Origin of the sequence: Mycolicibacterium gadium (genome assembly GCF_010728925.1) — a bacterium.
In the GTDB taxonomy this organism is placed as follows: Bacteria; Actinomycetota; Actinomycetes; order Mycobacteriales; family Mycobacteriaceae; genus Mycobacterium; species Mycobacterium gadium.
This window is the reverse complement of record NZ_AP022608.1, coordinates 2,089,190-2,103,553: the sequence shown is the minus strand read 5'-3', so window position 1 is coordinate 2,103,553 and position 14,364 is coordinate 2,089,190. Positions and strand designations below refer to the sequence as shown.

Annotated in this window: 16 protein-coding genes; 7 read left to right on the top strand and 9 right to left on the bottom strand. The window is 63.3% G+C overall.

The features are described from left to right. Nucleotides 1–28 precede the first annotated feature (28 nt). The gene (locus G6N36_RS10535; RefSeq protein WP_163686464.1) at nucleotides 29–442 is read left to right on the top strand and encodes a hypothetical protein; all 414 of its coding nucleotides are present in this window, start codon (nucleotides 29–31) and stop codon (nucleotides 440–442) included. Then, complete coding sequence (locus tag G6N36_RS10530; protein WP_163686463.1) at nucleotides 414–1,502, top strand: NAD(P)H-dependent amine dehydrogenase family protein; 1,089 nt, start codon at nucleotides 414–416, stop codon at nucleotides 1,500–1,502. Before G6N36_RS10535 ends, G6N36_RS10530 begins: the two co-directional genes overlap by 29 nt. Nucleotides 1,503–1,506: 4 nt before the next feature. Here the strand turns inward: G6N36_RS10530 and G6N36_RS10525 are convergent, their stop codons facing one another. Next, the gene (locus tag G6N36_RS10525; RefSeq protein ID WP_163690595.1) at nucleotides 1,507–2,319 is read right to left on the bottom strand and encodes a mycofactocin-coupled SDR family oxidoreductase; all 813 of its coding nucleotides are present in this window, start codon (nucleotides 2,317–2,319) and stop codon (nucleotides 1,507–1,509) included. An 88-nt stretch (nucleotides 2,320–2,407) separates the two neighbouring features. Between G6N36_RS10525 and G6N36_RS10520 the strand changes: the two genes are divergently transcribed. Next, the gene (locus G6N36_RS10520; RefSeq protein WP_163686462.1) at nucleotides 2,408–3,190 is read left to right on the top strand and encodes an SDR family NAD(P)-dependent oxidoreductase; all 783 of its coding nucleotides are present in this window, start codon (nucleotides 2,408–2,410) and stop codon (nucleotides 3,188–3,190) included. On the opposite strand, the gene G6N36_RS10515 is transcribed toward G6N36_RS10520, so the two are convergent. Continuing rightward, entirely contained in the window at nucleotides 3,187–4,266 is a 1,080-nt protein-coding gene (locus G6N36_RS10515; RefSeq protein WP_163686461.1) for an NAD(P)H-dependent amine dehydrogenase family protein, read from the bottom strand. The genes G6N36_RS10520 and G6N36_RS10515 overlap by 4 nt on opposite strands. A gap of 18 nt (nucleotides 4,267–4,284) precedes the next feature. After that, nucleotides 4,285–5,073 carry an SDR family NAD(P)-dependent oxidoreductase gene (locus tag G6N36_RS10510; RefSeq protein WP_163686460.1) on the bottom strand — a complete coding sequence of 263 codons (789 nt, stop codon included), beginning with the start codon at nucleotides 5,071–5,073 and terminating at the stop codon, nucleotides 4,285–4,287. Between the two features lie 72 nt (nucleotides 5,074–5,145). Between G6N36_RS10510 and G6N36_RS10505 the strand changes: the two genes are divergently transcribed. Continuing rightward, a complete protein-coding gene (locus G6N36_RS10505) occupies nucleotides 5,146–5,562 on the top strand; it encodes a VOC family protein (RefSeq protein WP_163686459.1) in 417 nt (138 codons plus the stop codon). Here G6N36_RS10505 and G6N36_RS10500 read toward each other — a convergent pair. Beyond that, nucleotides 5,559–7,172: a class I adenylate-forming enzyme family protein gene (locus tag G6N36_RS10500; protein ID WP_163686458.1), complete on the bottom strand. Its 1,614-nt coding sequence runs from the start codon at nucleotides 7,170–7,172 to the stop codon at nucleotides 5,559–5,561. The two genes, G6N36_RS10505 and G6N36_RS10500, sit on opposite strands and share 4 nt — an antisense overlap. Nucleotides 7,173–7,318: 146 nt before the next feature. Between G6N36_RS10500 and G6N36_RS10495 the strand changes: the two genes are divergently transcribed. The 3 genes from G6N36_RS10495 (at nucleotide 7,319) to G6N36_RS10485 (ending at nucleotide 10,377) form a co-directional block, all read left to right on the top strand. Beyond that, entirely contained in the window at nucleotides 7,319–7,849 is a 531-nt protein-coding gene (locus G6N36_RS10495) for a nuclear transport factor 2 family protein (RefSeq protein ID WP_163690594.1), read from the top strand. Between the two features lie 111 nt (nucleotides 7,850–7,960). After that, nucleotides 7,961–9,154: a CaiB/BaiF CoA transferase family protein gene (locus G6N36_RS10490; protein WP_235690004.1), complete on the top strand. Its 1,194-nt coding sequence runs from the start codon at nucleotides 7,961–7,963 to the stop codon at nucleotides 9,152–9,154. After that, on the top strand, nucleotides 9,151–10,377 hold the full coding sequence (locus G6N36_RS10485) for a cytochrome P450 (RefSeq protein WP_163686457.1): 1,227 nt from the start codon (nucleotides 9,151–9,153) through the stop codon (nucleotides 10,375–10,377). Before G6N36_RS10490 ends, G6N36_RS10485 begins: the two co-directional genes overlap by 4 nt. A gap of 5 nt (nucleotides 10,378–10,382) precedes the next feature. Here the strand turns inward: G6N36_RS10485 and G6N36_RS10480 are convergent, their stop codons facing one another. The 5 genes from G6N36_RS10480 to G6N36_RS10460 all read right to left on the bottom strand — a co-directional run bounded on the left by G6N36_RS10480 (nucleotide 10,383) and on the right by G6N36_RS10460 (nucleotide 14,355). Beyond that, nucleotides 10,383–10,910 (bottom strand): hypothetical protein, encoded by a 528-nt coding sequence (locus G6N36_RS10480; protein WP_163686456.1) that lies wholly within the window; start codon nucleotides 10,908–10,910, stop codon nucleotides 10,383–10,385. A gap of 79 nt (nucleotides 10,911–10,989) precedes the next feature. After that, a complete protein-coding gene (locus tag G6N36_RS10475; RefSeq protein WP_163690592.1) occupies nucleotides 10,990–11,601 on the bottom strand; it encodes a TetR/AcrR family transcriptional regulator in 612 nt (203 codons plus the stop codon). 29 nt (nucleotides 11,602–11,630) lie between these two features. After that, nucleotides 11,631–12,800 (bottom strand): lipid-transfer protein, encoded by a 1,170-nt coding sequence (locus G6N36_RS10470; RefSeq protein ID WP_163686455.1) that lies wholly within the window; start codon nucleotides 12,798–12,800, stop codon nucleotides 11,631–11,633. Next, nucleotides 12,797–13,249, bottom strand: coding sequence for a MaoC family dehydratase (locus tag G6N36_RS10465; RefSeq protein ID WP_163686454.1), 453 nt, complete (start codon nucleotides 13,247–13,249; stop codon nucleotides 12,797–12,799). The genes G6N36_RS10470 and G6N36_RS10465 overlap by 4 nt, the downstream gene beginning before the upstream one ends. After that, on the bottom strand, nucleotides 13,246–14,355 hold the full coding sequence (locus tag G6N36_RS10460; RefSeq protein WP_163686453.1) for an acyl-CoA dehydrogenase family protein: 1,110 nt from the start codon (nucleotides 14,353–14,355) through the stop codon (nucleotides 13,246–13,248). The genes G6N36_RS10465 and G6N36_RS10460 overlap by 4 nt, the downstream gene beginning before the upstream one ends. Nucleotides 14,356–14,364 lie beyond the last annotated feature (9 nt).

Below are 14,364 nucleotides of genomic sequence, written 5' to 3'. Positions count from 1 at the left end.
GACACGTGGAAACAGGAAGGACGCCCGTATGAGCGAGAAGTCCGCCGAGGCCGACGCCGCGCCGGAACCGCCCCTCGGCACCACACCGCCGTTCGCGCGCATGCACAAATGGCTGAAGCGTGGACTGTACGTCTGCCTGTTCGGTCTCGTCATCGAAGGCGCACTTACGGTGCCCGCACTGGCGGTCTGGTACGGCTGGCCCAGTTTGTCGCTCACAGAAATCTGTAGCGAGTTGATGAAAGTTCGCTATTCCGACGACACCCTCGACTGCACTCAGCCCTATCCGCTGTCGGGGCCGCCCTTCGGTGGTGCACCGGAAGCCGCAGGGCAGCAGACAGCGCAGGACCGGTGGGGGATTCAGCCGGTGCCGGAATATCCTCGCGTCGGCTTCCGCGAACTGGTACGCATTCATAGTGAGCGCGAAGCAGCACGCGGCGGGTGAGCATTCGTCGATCCGAGTAGTGCAATGGACAACGGGAAATGTTGGTCGTCGTTCGGTACGTGCCATAGCGACCAATCCGCTTCTGGAGCTCGTTGGTTGCTATGCCTGGTCGCCGGACAAGGTCGGAGAGGATGCCGGCACGTTGGCCGGCATCGACGAACTCGGGGTTGCCGCAACCAATGACACCTCCGAACTCCTCACGCTGCGGCCTGACTGCGTTGTCTACAACCCCATGTGGCCGGATGTCGACGAAATAGTGGAGATTCTTTCCACCGGTGCAAATGTCGTCACGACCGCGGCGTTCATCACTGGCCACAACCTCGGCGAGGATCGCGCCCGAGTCGAGGAAGCGTGCCAACGAGGCGAGGCAACGATATTCGGGTCGGGGATCAACCCCGGCGCGGCCCAGTTGCTCGCCATCGTCTCGGCGACTATCTGTGACCGCATCGACAAGGTGAGCATCACCGAGTTCGGGGACAGTACCCTCTACGACTCTCCGGAAACCGAGAAGCCGGTCGGTTTCGGTCAACCCATCGATCACCCCGGCCTGCAGGAGATGACGGCGTCAGGGACAGCTGTGTTCCGCGAAGCTGTCCTGATGCTCGCCGATGCGATCGGCGTCGAACTCGACGGTGTCCGGTGCACTGCCGAGTACGCGCAGACGACAGAAGATCTTCATCTCCCTGCAGACTGGGTGATCGAGAGGGGCTGCGTAGCAGGTGTCGATCTGCGCTGGCAGGGATTCATCGGCGACCGCGATGTCATCGAGATCCGGATGCGCTGGCGTAAAGGCCAGACGCTGCAGCCGGATTGGCAGCACAAGCCGGGCGGGTATCTCATCGAGATCGCCGGCCAGCCTGCGGTGACAACCACCCTCGACTTTCTGCCACCGGCCGACTTCGAAGCCCAGAGTATGAGCGACTTCATGGTGCTCGGCATGATCATCACCGCGATGCCCGCCATCAACGCCATCCCGGCTGTCGTCGCGGCGGATCCGGGAATCGCGACCTACAACGACCTGCGTCTGACCTCACCACGAGGCTTCGTCAGCGGTCTATAGGGCGTCAGGTGCCGGTCACACCGACATCCACCGGTATGGCGGCGCCAGTGACGTAGCGGGCCTCGTCGGAGGCCAGCCAGGCGACGGCCGCAGCGATGTCTTCAGGCATCGCGATTGAGTCGGGAATGAGCTGCTTGACAAAGCCAGGCCGCAGAACAGGATTGGATTCGGCCGCATCGGCCATCGCCGCAACCATCCTCTCGCTGCCCATCGGTGTCACCACGGAACCGGGGTGCAGACTGTTGACCCGGATCCTGTGCTTTCCGAGCTCCGCGGCGAAAGATCGCGCCAACCCTGTGATGGCGTGTTTACTGGCGGTGTAGGCGATCATGAACGGCTCCATCGTCAGACCGGCGGCAGATCCGATGAGAATGATGGACCCGCCGCGACCACCGTCGATGATGTGCCGGGCACCTGCCATCACTGTGTTCCACGTACCGACGAGGTTGATGTCGATGGTGTCCTGGAAATCGCGAGCCGACACCCGATCCCACGTCGACGGGACGCAGATTCCCGCGTTCGCGACGATGACGTCCAGCCGCCCCAATTCGGCGACTCCGCTCGCTACCGCCGCACACATACCGTCGTGATCCCGGGTGTCGACGATCGCCGTGAGGGCGCGTCGACCATTCGCCGCGACAAGTTCAGCAGTCTCGGCTAGGTCCTCTGGTGTCGCCGAGTCGTAGGGCACGCTGGGCGGCAGCGGCCCGGCGATATCGATGAGGATCACGTCGGCACCGTCGGCACTGAGTCGCTCGGCGTGTGCGCGGCCCTGGCCCCGGGCTGCCCCGGTGATGAGCGCGACCTTGTCGGTCATGTCTGCCACGTGCGTAAGCTACCGCACCTGAGAATAAGCGTTTCTGAATTACGAGAATACCGCTTGGCGGACGGGTAGCGTCGTGGGCATGGGTGTGCTTGACGGACAGACTGCCTTCATCCTCGGAGCGTCGGCGGGTATCGCGCAGGCGAGCGCAAAGCTCCTGGCCGCCGACGGTGCCACGTTGTTTCTGCTCGGAAGATCGACTACCCGACTGGAAGCGACCCGTGACGGCATCCTCGACACTGTCCCCGAGGCCGAAATCGTGCTGCACAAGGGCGATCCGGAGGATGAAGCCACCGTCAAGGCCGCGGCGCAGGCGGCCTACGACGTGCACAACCGTCTGAACATCGTCGTCGGCACCGTCGCCTCTGGCGGCACGGGCCCGCTCGTCGAGCAGAATCTGGCTACCTTCACCGACTTCGTGATGGGTAACCTGCGGTCGAATTTCCTTGCCTTACGCTATGCGGCCCCGCTGATGACCGACGGCGGTTCGATCGTTTTCATCTCGTCGACGTCGTCGAAGATCCCGATGGAGGGCCTGGGGCACTATTCGGCAGGCAAGGCCGCGCTCGAGATGCTCATCCGCGTCGCCGCTTCCGAACTGGGACCGCGTGGAATCCGTGTCAACGCGGTGCGTCCCGGCCTGACCGAGGCGGCTACCACGCAGGGATACATTCACCTCGAGGAGTTGACGAGCAGCTTCCTGGAACGGGTTCCACTGGGCAGACTCGGCGTATCCAATGACATCGCGCCCGGCGTGCGCTATCTGGCCGGCCCGGAATCCAGTTGGATGACCGGACAGAGCTTCGCCATCGATGGCGGCAACGAGGTCCGCGGCGCGCCGCGCGGACCCATGTTCACGGTCTAGTCGGTGTCGATGGCGTTGCGCGGTGCGGTGATCGGCAGGTCCAACGACGTCACGATCCCCGGAGCCGCATCAACAACGTAGGGAATGGCGTTGACAACGCGCATGGCTGTCGCCTCCATCGCATTGGCATTGGCCGACTCCGCGGTGTCCTCGGTGCCGAGCCGAAGGTCACATTGCATGTGTGGCTCGCCCTCGATGATGAGACGGTAGGTGCCGTTGGGCGCCGTCGCCCACTCGGGTCCCAGATCGGGTGCCATTCGGTTGATGTGCTCGATGGTGATCACCGGCTTACCGTCGACGACACCGCTCGTCACGGCCCTTACGGCGCCGACCGTCCCGGCCGGAATGGTGCCGCAGGCGACGTGGAGGTCGCGCGGGGTGATCACGCGTTCGTAGGACTCGGTGACCTCGTCGAGTTCGACGCTCAGGGCCTTGGCGACCAGGCCGATCGGTGGCCCCCACGCGAGCTGCTGCGCGCCGTCGAGTTCGAGGAGGGGCGTGTAATCCAGGGGTTCTCCGAAACCCATCGCGGTGACCATCAAGTCCCGATTGGGGTATGCCGAGTAGTCGAAGATCTCCTGGGCACGGATGGACCGGATCCTGTTGGACAGTGTTGTCAGCAGTATTGCAAACTGGTCACCGGCGAAACCGGGTTCGATACCCGACGTGTAGATCGTGACCCCGCCCGCCAGCGCGGCCTCGCGCACCTGGCTGGCGAGCTCGGGAATCCACCTGTCGGGGAACATCATTCCCGGGGTATTGGTGGTGACCACGTTGAGTCCACCGTTGAGCAGCCGCACGTAGTCTCGCACTGCGGCGGCGTCCATCTCGGCGCTCGCCGCGCCGTAGACGACGCAATCGGGCCTCAGCGAGATGATGTCGTCGAGATCGTTGGTCGTGATGACTCCGATCGGGTCGATCCCGACGACCTCGCCGGCGTCGCGTCCGGTTTTCTCGGGGCTGTGTACCCATACTCCGACGAGTTCCAGGTGAGGGCGCTTGACGATCGCGCGGATGGCGAGGCTGCTGATCCAGCCTGTGGAGATGACGGCGACCTTCAACGGCGCGCTGCTCATGAGCTCTGCTCCTTCTGGTTACAGGTCGGGGATGGGCAGTTCGGAATTCGGTCCCTGCAGACCCCCGTCGACGATGAACGTCGAGTTGGTGGCGTAGCAGTCCTTCGTGCACAAGTAGAGGGTCAGCCGACCGAGATCAGCCACGTCGCCGATCCGGTGCAACGGCGTCCGCTCCTTCAGCTTCTCCTCGGAGCCCGGCATCAGGTCGAAGCTCGACTGCAGTCCTGTCGTCAGGAAGGCACCGAGGGCGATCGCGTTCACCCGGATCTTGGGCGCGAGCTCCTGGGCCATGGCGCGTGTCAGTGCCTCCAGTCCACCTTTGGCGACGGAGTAGGGGAGCAGTCCGCGAATTCCGAACCGGCCCGCACCCGAGGAGATGTTGACGATCGAACCTCGCCCCACCTCGAGCATGTGCGGGACGACGAGCTGACTCATGTCGAACGCCGACGTCACGCAGTAGTCGAATGTGCTGCGAAGATTGTCCGAGGTGAGGCTCAGGAACGGCCCGTATGTAGCGAATCCGACGTTGTTGACGAGGATGTCGATGCGGCCGAACTCGTCGACCGCGGTCTGTACGACGCGCTCGCTGTCTTCGCGCTTGAGGGCGTCGGCCGTCAACGCCAGGCCGTTGCCGCCCGCGGCCTTGATGTCCTCGATGGTCGATTCGACTTCTGCGGAGGTACGTGCTGTCCCGACCACTGTCGCACCGGCTTCCGCGAGCACTCTCGCGATACCCTCACCGACGCCGCGCCCGGCGCCCGTCACAATTGCAACCTGTCCGTCCAGCTGGAACTGTTCTAGCGCCACGCGGCGAATCTACCGGACTGAGAATGAGAGTTTACGCATAATGGAAACCTCACTTCCGTCTAAGTTGCCTCCATGAGCCAACCTGTGCCGCTACTGCACCACGTGGTCTTCGCCATCGCGCAGGAGCGCCTGGACAGCGCGGCGGAGTTCCTCACCGCGTTGGGGTTTCAATTCCAGTCGTTCGACCACGAGGAGTTGCGCCTGGCGATCAGGCTCGATTGGGACCGTGGGTTCGAACTCATATCGCCGCTGGCGGATGCACCGACCGATAAGGGAACCGCTGCCGAGTTCCTCGCGCGCAACGGCGACGGATTGTTCTCCGTTGTCGTACGAACCGCAGATTGTGATGCCGCTGAGCACATTGCACGGGGCCACGGCGTCAACGCCGACTTCCGGCAGCACGTCCAGGGAGACGGATTCGAGGTCACTGAAGTGAAACTGGAACCGATGTATGGAATCCCGTTGACGCTTCTGAAGACCAACCTCTAGGGACGGTTGGTCAGCAGCTCGCTCACCTGCACGGCCAGGTCGGACTTCTTCACCTTGCCGGTGGCGGTGAAGGGCAGCGCGTCCTTGGTTGTGATCCAGATGAACTTCGGCACCTTGTAGGCCGAGAGCCGGCTGCGCACCTGCGCACGCAAGTCGTCGCCATCGAGTACCGAGCCGCCCCGTGGAACCACCGCGGCGGCCACGATCGTGCCATTGCTGCCGTCGTCGGCGCCGACGACGTACGCCTCGAGGACGCCGTCGCAAGCGGTCAGGGCGAGTTCGACCTCGGACGGGGTCACATTGGTTCCGCCCGCGGTCTTGATCAGATCGCCGAGACGGCCGGTGAATTTGATCCAGCCATCGTCGGACGCGATGCCGCAGTCGCCGGTTCGGTAGTAGCCGTCGGCAGTGAACACGTCCTCGCGCTCGCGTTTGTACAGCCGCTGCATCAACGAGTACCCGCGCACCCAGATCTCCCCATTGGTTCCCACGGGCACGGGCTTACCTGACTCAGGATCGACGAGTAGGTGTGACAAGCCTTCGATAGACCGTCCGCCTGTCTCGGCGCGGTCCAGTGGCTGCGCAGGATACGGATCGACGCCGATGTGGTTGCCGCACAGTTCTGTCATCCCGAGAGCATTCGGCCCCTGCGGCCGGCGCTCTGGGGGCACCATCGCCGGCATGCTGGTGCGCTGGACAGAAGTCAGGTCCCGTTGCGGAAAGTCCGGATGCTCGGCAAGTGTCTTGCCCTGTTGCGGCCAGCCCAGTGCGATGGTCGCTCGGTGAATCTCGATGAGCTCCAGTGCATCCGCGGCATCGAAGGCGGGTTGGGTGACAAGGGTTGCGCCGTGGTGGATCACTGCGTGTATGCCTGTGATCAGGCCGCCGACCCAGAAGAACGGCATGGCGGTGAACATGACCGTGTCGTGGGTGACGCCGTAGTCGAACGTGAGGTTATAGGTGTGGCGCACGAGCGTGCCTTGGGTGTGCACGGGTGCCTTGGGATCACCGGTGCTGCCCGAGGTGTAGATGATCATGGCGTCGTCCGCCGGTGTCACGCATGATTCAACGGCGACCAGGAAGTCATCGTCGATGTCGGTCGGATCGTGGTCGCCGAGCGCGGTCGCCCAGGGTCTGTCGCAGGAGCCCCATACCGCGATCATGCGGAGATACGGCGTCTTGCGCAGGAAGATCTGCCCTGCATCGCATTCATCGGATAATCCGGGCAATGCCTCCTCGAGGCGTTCGACGAAATCATGGTTGCGAAACGACGACCACCCCAAGATCGCTCGCAGATCGGCATGACGCGTCGTCCAGGCGAGCTCCGAGGCTTTGTAGAAGGTGTTCATGGGAACCGCGACGGCACCGATGCGCGTCGTCGCGAACCAAGCGATCGCCCACTCGACGCTGTTGGGCATCAGGATTCCTACGTGGTCGCCTTTGCCGATGCCCGCGGCGAGCAGCGCCCGTGCCAATGTCGCTGAGCGCAGGTCCAGATCGACATAGCTGAGCATCTGTCCGTCCGCAATGAGGAATGCCTTCTCGCCAAAGCGCGCCGCACATGACCTCACCAGTGCGGGGATAGTGGGGGTGATGGTCGGGAAGGGCATTACGTTGGCTTCCTCATCTCGGACGATCGTTGGGCTCCAACAGGATAGTTGCCCCTGACCGAAATCGAGAATACCGGTTCTCACCATCGATACGGGCCAACTATGCTGCAGTCATGGCGGTCACCGACTCGGCTGAAGCGGCGCGACTGGACCGGATCGAATCCAGTTTGGCGATCAGCCAGCTCCCCAGCCGCTACGCGATGGCGCTGGATGCGCGCGATCTCGATTCGCTGGTGGCGGTGTTCGTACCTGACGTCGACGCCGGCGCTGAGGGGGTCGGAAGGGACGCGCTGAAGCGCTGGTACAACTGTGTTTTGCGGCGGTTCTATCGAAGCATCCACCTTGTCTGCGGGCACCGGTTCGACTTCGTCGACGACGACAATGCGACCGGATCGGTCTACTGCCGTGCCGAGCACGAGGACGGCGACGGTTGGTACGTGATCACCATGCGTTACGACGATGTCTACGCGCGCCGTAACGGCGAATGGTGCTTCGTGCAGCGGCGCGAACATCCGTGGTATTCCGTCGACGTGACCGAGCGGCCGGGGCCCGATTTCGTCAGATGGCCGCCGGACGTGACGCTTCGGACCGCCATGCCGCACCGAATGCCGACGTGGAAGGCCTTTTGGGACGCCGGCGATCCGGATCTGCCGGCACGGCTGTCGAGGTTGCCATGACCTCGAGCTGCAGTTTACAAAGCCGCGCGAAAATGCCATTCTCATTATTGGAAAGCACCGTTATCGCAGCTAGGGAGGAACGTCATTTCCGACGACAAGGTACTCAGTGGAGTGCGCGTGCTGGAGGTCGCCGCCTGGACGTTCGTTCCCTCGGCCGGGGCAGTGTTGGCGGAGTGGGGTGCGGAGGTCATCAAGGTCGAGCCGCGAAACGGAGGTGACCCGCAGCGCGGCCTCGTCACCATGGGGATCGTCGATGAAGGGGGAGGCTCGGTCAACTACATGATCGAGATTCCCAACCGCGGAAAGAAGTCCATCGGTGTCGACCTGAGCACGCCGGGGGGCCGGGAAGTGGTCCGCGAGTTGGCCAAGAACTGCGACGTCTTCTTGACCAGTTACCTTCCCGAGCGACGCAAGAAGTTCGGCATCGATGTCGAGGACATCCGTGCGGTGAACCCGAGCATCGTGTACGTGCGCGGCTCCGGTCACGGGCCCAAAGGTCCTGATGCGGACAAGCCGGGATACGACGGCGTGTCCTACTGGGCGCGCGGCGGAATTGCCACGGTCCTGACGGAGGAGGCCGATGAGTTGGTGAGGTCCCGGCCGGCATTCGGTGACCTCCTCGGCGGCATGACGATCGCGGGCGGTATCGCCGGTGCGCTGTACAAGAAGGCGACGACCGGCAAGGGTTCGATCGTCGACGTGTCGTTGCTGGGACTGGCGGCCTGGAACCTGAGCCCGGACGTCGCGGTCAGCCAAATCCACGGTGGGAGTGCGATTCCGAAGTTCACTCACGCTGATGCACCCAATCCGCTGGTCGGCACGTATCGGACAAAGGACAACCGCTATGTGCAGTTGATGATGCTTCAACTCGACAAGTTCTACGCCGAGGCAATGCGGGTGATAGGACTTCCCGATCTGGTGGACGATCCACGATTCGCTGATCCCGCTTCGCGATTCGAGAATCGCGTTGAGCTGATCGCGTTGCTCGACGATGCGTTCGCCAAGCGCACGCTTGCCGAGTGGCGCGTGACGTTGGCGCCACTTTCGGGAGCCTGGGGGATTGTCCAGACGCCGGCTGAACTGTGTCAGGACCCGGCTGTCACCGCGAATGGATATGTCGCGCATACCGAAACGGTCAATGGGGTGCCGTTCTCCTTGCCGACCAACCCTGTTCAGTTCGACGAACGACAGGTAATCCCACCAGGCGCGCCGGAGCACGGTCAGCACACTGAAGAAGTGTTGATGGACGCGGGCATCGACTGGGACACGATCGAGGAATACAAGAAATCCGGAGCGATTCTGTGAATGCGACGAAATCCGAGGTTGCCGGCAGTCCGATTGAGTTCGACCCGTTCTCTCAGGATTTCTTCGATGGGGCGTACGACACATATCGGAGACTGCGTGACGAAGCGCCGGTCTACTACAGCGCCAAATGGGATTTCTGGGCGCTGACGCGCTACGACGATGTGGCACCGGGAACCAAGGACCACGAAACCTTTTCGTCCGCCAAGGGCGCCACCCTCGACATGGTCCATTCACACGACGACGCGATACCAGTGCCCAAGGTGATCATCTCGATGGATCCTCCTGAGCACGAGAAGATGCGCAAGCTCGTCAGCAAGGTGTTCACCCCGCGCGCCATCGCCGCGCTGGAAGATATGGTGCGCGAGAAGATCTACGAATGCCTCGATGGGCTCGACCCATCGGGATTCGACATCGTCGCGGACTTCTCGGCGCTGTTTCCCAACGAGGTCATCACAACCATGCTCGGCGTGCCCAAGGAGGATCGCAATCAGATCAGACTCTGGTTGGACCTGCTCTTGGAACGTCATACAGGAGAGATCGCCGTCCCCAAGACCGGATACGAGGCGTCGATGAATACGGGCCTCTACTACTACGACCTCGTTCAGCAGCGACGTGCGCGGCGCGAAGACGACATGATCAGTCGCCTCATCGATACGGAGATCGAGCGCGACGGTGTGGTGGAGAAGCTGACCGACGTCGACATCACCGGCTTCGCGACGATGCTGGGGGGAGCGGGCGCGGAGACCGTGACGAAGCTGGTGGGAAATGCGATGGTCGCTTTTGCCGACTTCCCAGACCAGTGGCATAAGTTGCGTGAGGACCGAAGCAAGATCCCAGCTGCTGTGGAGGAGCTCCTGCGGTACGAGGCGCCGTCGCAGTACCAGGTCCGCACCGCGACACGAGATGTTACGTACTACGCAACGACCATTCCCGAAGGCAGTGCCGTGCTCCTCGTGACCGGTTCCGCGACACGCGATGAGCGCATGTTCGAGAATCCCGACATTCTCGACATCGACCGTGAGCGAAGGATGGGTTTCAATCTCGCATTCGGATACGGCATACACACCTGCCTGGGTGCGGCACTGGCACGGATGGAGAGTCGCATAGCGCTTGATGCACTGCTGGATCTCATTCCGGAGTACGAAGTCGACCGCGATGGACTGCAGCGTGTTGCGATGTCGAATGTCTGCGGCTGGTCGAACGTACCGGTGCGGAAGGTCTGACGCCGCTACCGAGCGTGAAACGGCTCGACGACCGCGACCTCGGCTCCCAACCCGGCAGCCTTCATCGCATGGAACTTGAAGGCCCGCGCGGCGGTGCTCAGACGGTGTTCACGACCGGCCTCGGCGTCGAAACCTGTCACGCCGCCTCCCCAGACTCCGATATCGGTGACATGTCGGCGGATGGACGTTGCCACGAGGCGCTGAACGCCGCGATGGCGATTGTGCAGCGCGGCGGATAGGAATACCGCGTCGGGCCATGCAGGCTCGAACTCGAATACTTCGGGAAGACCGACGCCATTCGCGCCGAGGATATGCAGAGCCCTTTCATCGGCCGGCGATTCGAGGTAGATCTCGACACTCCAACCGGCGCGAACTGAATCGAAGATGAGGCCGCCCGCAGCTGACACACACTCGGCGGTATCGACCGCCGCGACAACCAGTCTGCACGGAGTCGCCAGCCCACGGGCCGATGGCTGAGCGCTGATCTGCGAGGGTTGGCGGTCGTCTTTGGCGGATGCTGCAGTCGGTCTCACTGGATATCATCACTTTCGTTTGTGAGAATGTGCATTATCGCACAGCGCACAGGAATCGGGAATCCGTTACAGATGGTTGTCAGCGCCTCCGGGACCGGTCCTCGACAAATCCGCCGACGACATAAGGTCGTACGAAATTCGCCACCGCGTCGTCATCGCGCATATCGATAGTTGGGGATGGCGTGGTGAACAGTGAGAAGAGCATCCGCGCGAACCATTCGGCCGCTGATGGGACATCGAGGTCGCGACGCACCTCACCGGTCAATCTGGCCGCAGACACATATGGAGCGAGGAACTCGGTGCACTCCTGCAGCAGAGTGGCCGCGTTCTTCGTCATCATCAGGTTGACTTCTTCTTCGTCGAAGTACACCTCGGGTTCGACGACTCTGCGTGCTTGGGAGACGAATACGGCTGCCTGGACCAGTCGCCCCTGCAGTGTGCTGCCGCCGTGCCTGTCGATGGCCGTGGCCATATTGCGGTAGAACCGCTGGGACGCGGCCTCCGCACACGCCTCGACGATCGTCTCTTTATCCCGGAAGTACTCGTAGAAGGTGCTGCGGGAGACCTCGGCTGCCTTCGCGATGTCGACGATGGTCGTCTTGCGAAGGCCCTGAGTGCGGAAGCAGAGGAACGCAGCCGAGAGGATGGCGTCCCGGGTATCGGTCGCCTGAACGAACTGGGCCTGCGTCATCTCAGAGCTCACCGCTCGACATTAACTGCTCAGCGGTCCGGGGCCAGGATGAGTCCGCTGGTGGGGACGCCGGTACCCGAAGTGACCAATACGTGCTCGACGTTGTGGACCTGGTTGTGCGAGGTGCCCCGAACCTGGCGCACCCCCTCAGTGATGCCATTCATGCCGTGGATGTACGCCTCGCCCAGCAGCCCGCCGTTCGTGTTGATCGGCAGCCGTCCGCCGATCGACAGCTCCTCGACGGATACGAAATCCTTGGCCTCGCCGCGCCCGCAAAAGCCGAGCTCCTCGAGCTGCGTGAAGACGAACGGAGTGAAGTGGTCGTAGAGAAACGCCGTCGAGATGTCGTCGGGCTTGAGCCCCGAGTTGCCCCAGAGTTTGTTGCCCACCACACCCATTTCTGGCAGGCCGGTGATGTCATCGCGGTAGTAGCTGGTCATGACTTCACCGTCGAAGGCGGCGCCCTGGGCGGCAGCGGTGATCACCGCGGGCGGCTTGGGGAGATCGCGGGCGCGCTCGAGACTGGTCACCACCATTGCCACACCGCCGTCGCTCTCCTGACAGCAGTCGAGTAGGCGCAGCACAGGATCGATGATCCAGCGCGACTCCTGGTGTTGCTCAATGGTGATCGGCTTCCCGTAGAACCAAGCGTCCGGGTTCGTCGCGGCGTGCTTGCGGTCGATGACGGAGATCTTGCCGAAGTCGGCATTGGTGACGCCGTAGGTCGACATGTACCGCTGAGCGTGCAAGGCGACCCAAGCGGCCGGTGTCATGAACCCGAACGGTGCATACGGCGCCATCCACAGCGGGGTCACTCCGGGTTGGCGGCCCGCGCCGCCGAATCGAAACCCGGAGCGCTCATTGAATGCGCGGTAGCACACGACCGCTTCGGCGGCACCCGTTGCGATCGCCATGGCGGCCTGCATCACGGTGCCGGCGGCGGCTCCACCGCCGTGTGGCACCCTCGTGAAGAACGTGAGGTTCTCGATGCCGACGTTGCGTGCGACTTCGATTTCCTCGTTCTCGTCGACAGTGAAGGTGACCATGCCGTCGATGTCGCTCGCACGAAGCCCGGCGTCGTCGATCGCCGCTTTGACTGCCTCGCAGGCCAATTGCATCTCGGTGCGACCGGACTCCTTCGAGAATTCGGTCTGCCCGATGCCGGCGAGCGCTGCCTTGCCGCCGATCCCGTCTCTCACGCGTCGACTCCGTCGAGCAGACTGAGCACCGCGGTGCCCTTCACGTGATCTCCGAGGCTGTTGGTGCCCTTGAAGGTGACCTCGACGAGACCCTCGCCGTCCGACGACGACTTGTCAGTGACGCTGCCCTCGAAGCGCATCGGATCGTTCGGATAGGCGGGCACCCCGAGGCGAATCGACAGCTTCTTGACCATCGCCTCGGGCCCCGCCCAGTCGTGCAGGAATTTCACGCACAGCCCGTTCGTGGTCAGGATGTTGAGGAAGATGTCCTTGGAGCCCTGCGAATTGGCGAAGTCGCGGTCGTGGTGGACCGGCATGTAGTCACGAGATGCAATGGCCCCCGCGACGATCAGCGTCGTCGTGACAGGGACGTCCATCGGCGTGACTTCGTCGCCGACGTTGACGGCGTTGAACGCGAGCGTGGTGGTGCGTCCGATGGTGGCGGTCATTTCGTTCCTTCCGAATAGGTTCGGCCGAGGCGAGCCAACTGTTGTGACGCCGACCCGAGGGCGAGTTCGATCTGCTTGGCCCACAGGAAGTACCGCGACAACGGGTAGGTCACGTCGATACCCATGCCACCGTGCACCTGCTGGGCCGAGGCCGCGACGCGCGCACCAGCCTCGGCGGCCCAGAACTTGGCTACACCGGCTTCGCGTTCGACGGGCCTGCCCTCAGCGATCAACCACGCCGCGTACCACGCGGTCCAGCGGATGGCCTCGACGTCGATGAAGGCGTCGGCCAGCCGCTGCTGAACCGCCTGGAACGATCCGATGGGTCTGCCGAACTGCTCACGCTCGGTGGTGTAGGACGCAGCGAGCTTCAAAGCCCGTTCCACAACGCCGATCTGGATGGCGCACAGTCCCACCAGTGCGCGGGAGTACAAAGCGGTAACGATGTCCGCACCGGCGTGCTCGGTGAGCCGGTGACCGACCGCGCCCGACAGTTCGACGTCGGCGTGGGGTTCGCCGTTGGTCGTGACGACCGGGGTGACGGTGACTCCTGCTGAGCCTGTCTCGACGACGAACAGGCCGGGTCCGTCGTCGGCCTGCGCGGACACGACGACCGCGGAAGCCAGCTGTGCCGCGGGCACCAGATCCTTGGTGCCGTCGAGTCGCCACGAGTCGCCATCGGCGCGCGCGGTGGTGCGCGGCGTGGCCGGGTCGGAGTTCCCCGGCTCGGTGAGTGCCGCGGTGAGGATCGTGCTGCCGTCGATGACGCCGGGCAGGAACCGCTTCTGCAAGTCGGAGTCTCCGTGTCGCGCGATCGTATCCGCTCCCAACACGAGGGTCGCGTAGACCGGTACCGGCGCGACGCTGAAGCCGACCTCGCTCAGCAGGACAGCCAGCTCGAGGAACCCGCTCCCGCTACCGCCCACGGTCTCAGGCAAGGCGATACCGAGCAAGTCCGAGGCAGCCAGTTCGCTCCACAGCGCGGCGTCGTACCGCACATCGGTGGATTCGAGTTCGGTCAGATGCTCTGGCGTGGCGCGCGCCTCGAACAGCTGACGGGCGACTTTGGCGACCGTCTCTTGCTCTTCGGTGAATGTGAAATCCATTGTGAACTC

Excerpts from the sequence above, each read along its gene's own strand:
- G6N36_RS10465 (WP_163686454.1), bottom strand. The coding sequence starts at position 13,249 with ATGACCGCCACCATCGGACGCACCACCACGCTCGCGTTCAACGCCGTC.
- G6N36_RS10505 (WP_163686459.1), top strand. The coding sequence starts at position 5,146 with ATGAGCCAACCTGTGCCGCTACTGCACCACGTGGTCTTCGCCATCGCG.
- G6N36_RS10500 (WP_163686458.1), bottom strand. The coding sequence starts at position 7,172 with ATGCCCTTCCCGACCATCACCCCCACTATCCCCGCACTGGTGAGGTCA.
- G6N36_RS10475 (WP_163690592.1), bottom strand. The coding sequence starts at position 11,601 with ATGACGCAGGCCCAGTTCGTTCAGGCGACCGATACCCGGGACGCCATC.
- G6N36_RS10515 (WP_163686461.1), bottom strand. The coding sequence starts at position 4,266 with ATGAGCAGCGCGCCGTTGAAGGTCGCCGTCATCTCCACAGGCTGGATC.
- G6N36_RS10525 (WP_163690595.1), bottom strand. The coding sequence starts at position 2,319 with ATGACCGACAAGGTCGCGCTCATCACCGGGGCAGCCCGGGGCCAGGGC.
- G6N36_RS10520 (WP_163686462.1), top strand. The coding sequence starts at position 2,408 with ATGGGTGTGCTTGACGGACAGACTGCCTTCATCCTCGGAGCGTCGGCG.
- G6N36_RS10460 (WP_163686453.1), bottom strand. The coding sequence starts at position 14,355 with ATGGATTTCACATTCACCGAAGAGCAAGAGACGGTCGCCAAAGTCGCC.
- G6N36_RS10535 (WP_163686464.1), top strand. The coding sequence starts at position 29 with ATGAGCGAGAAGTCCGCCGAGGCCGACGCCGCGCCGGAACCGCCCCTC.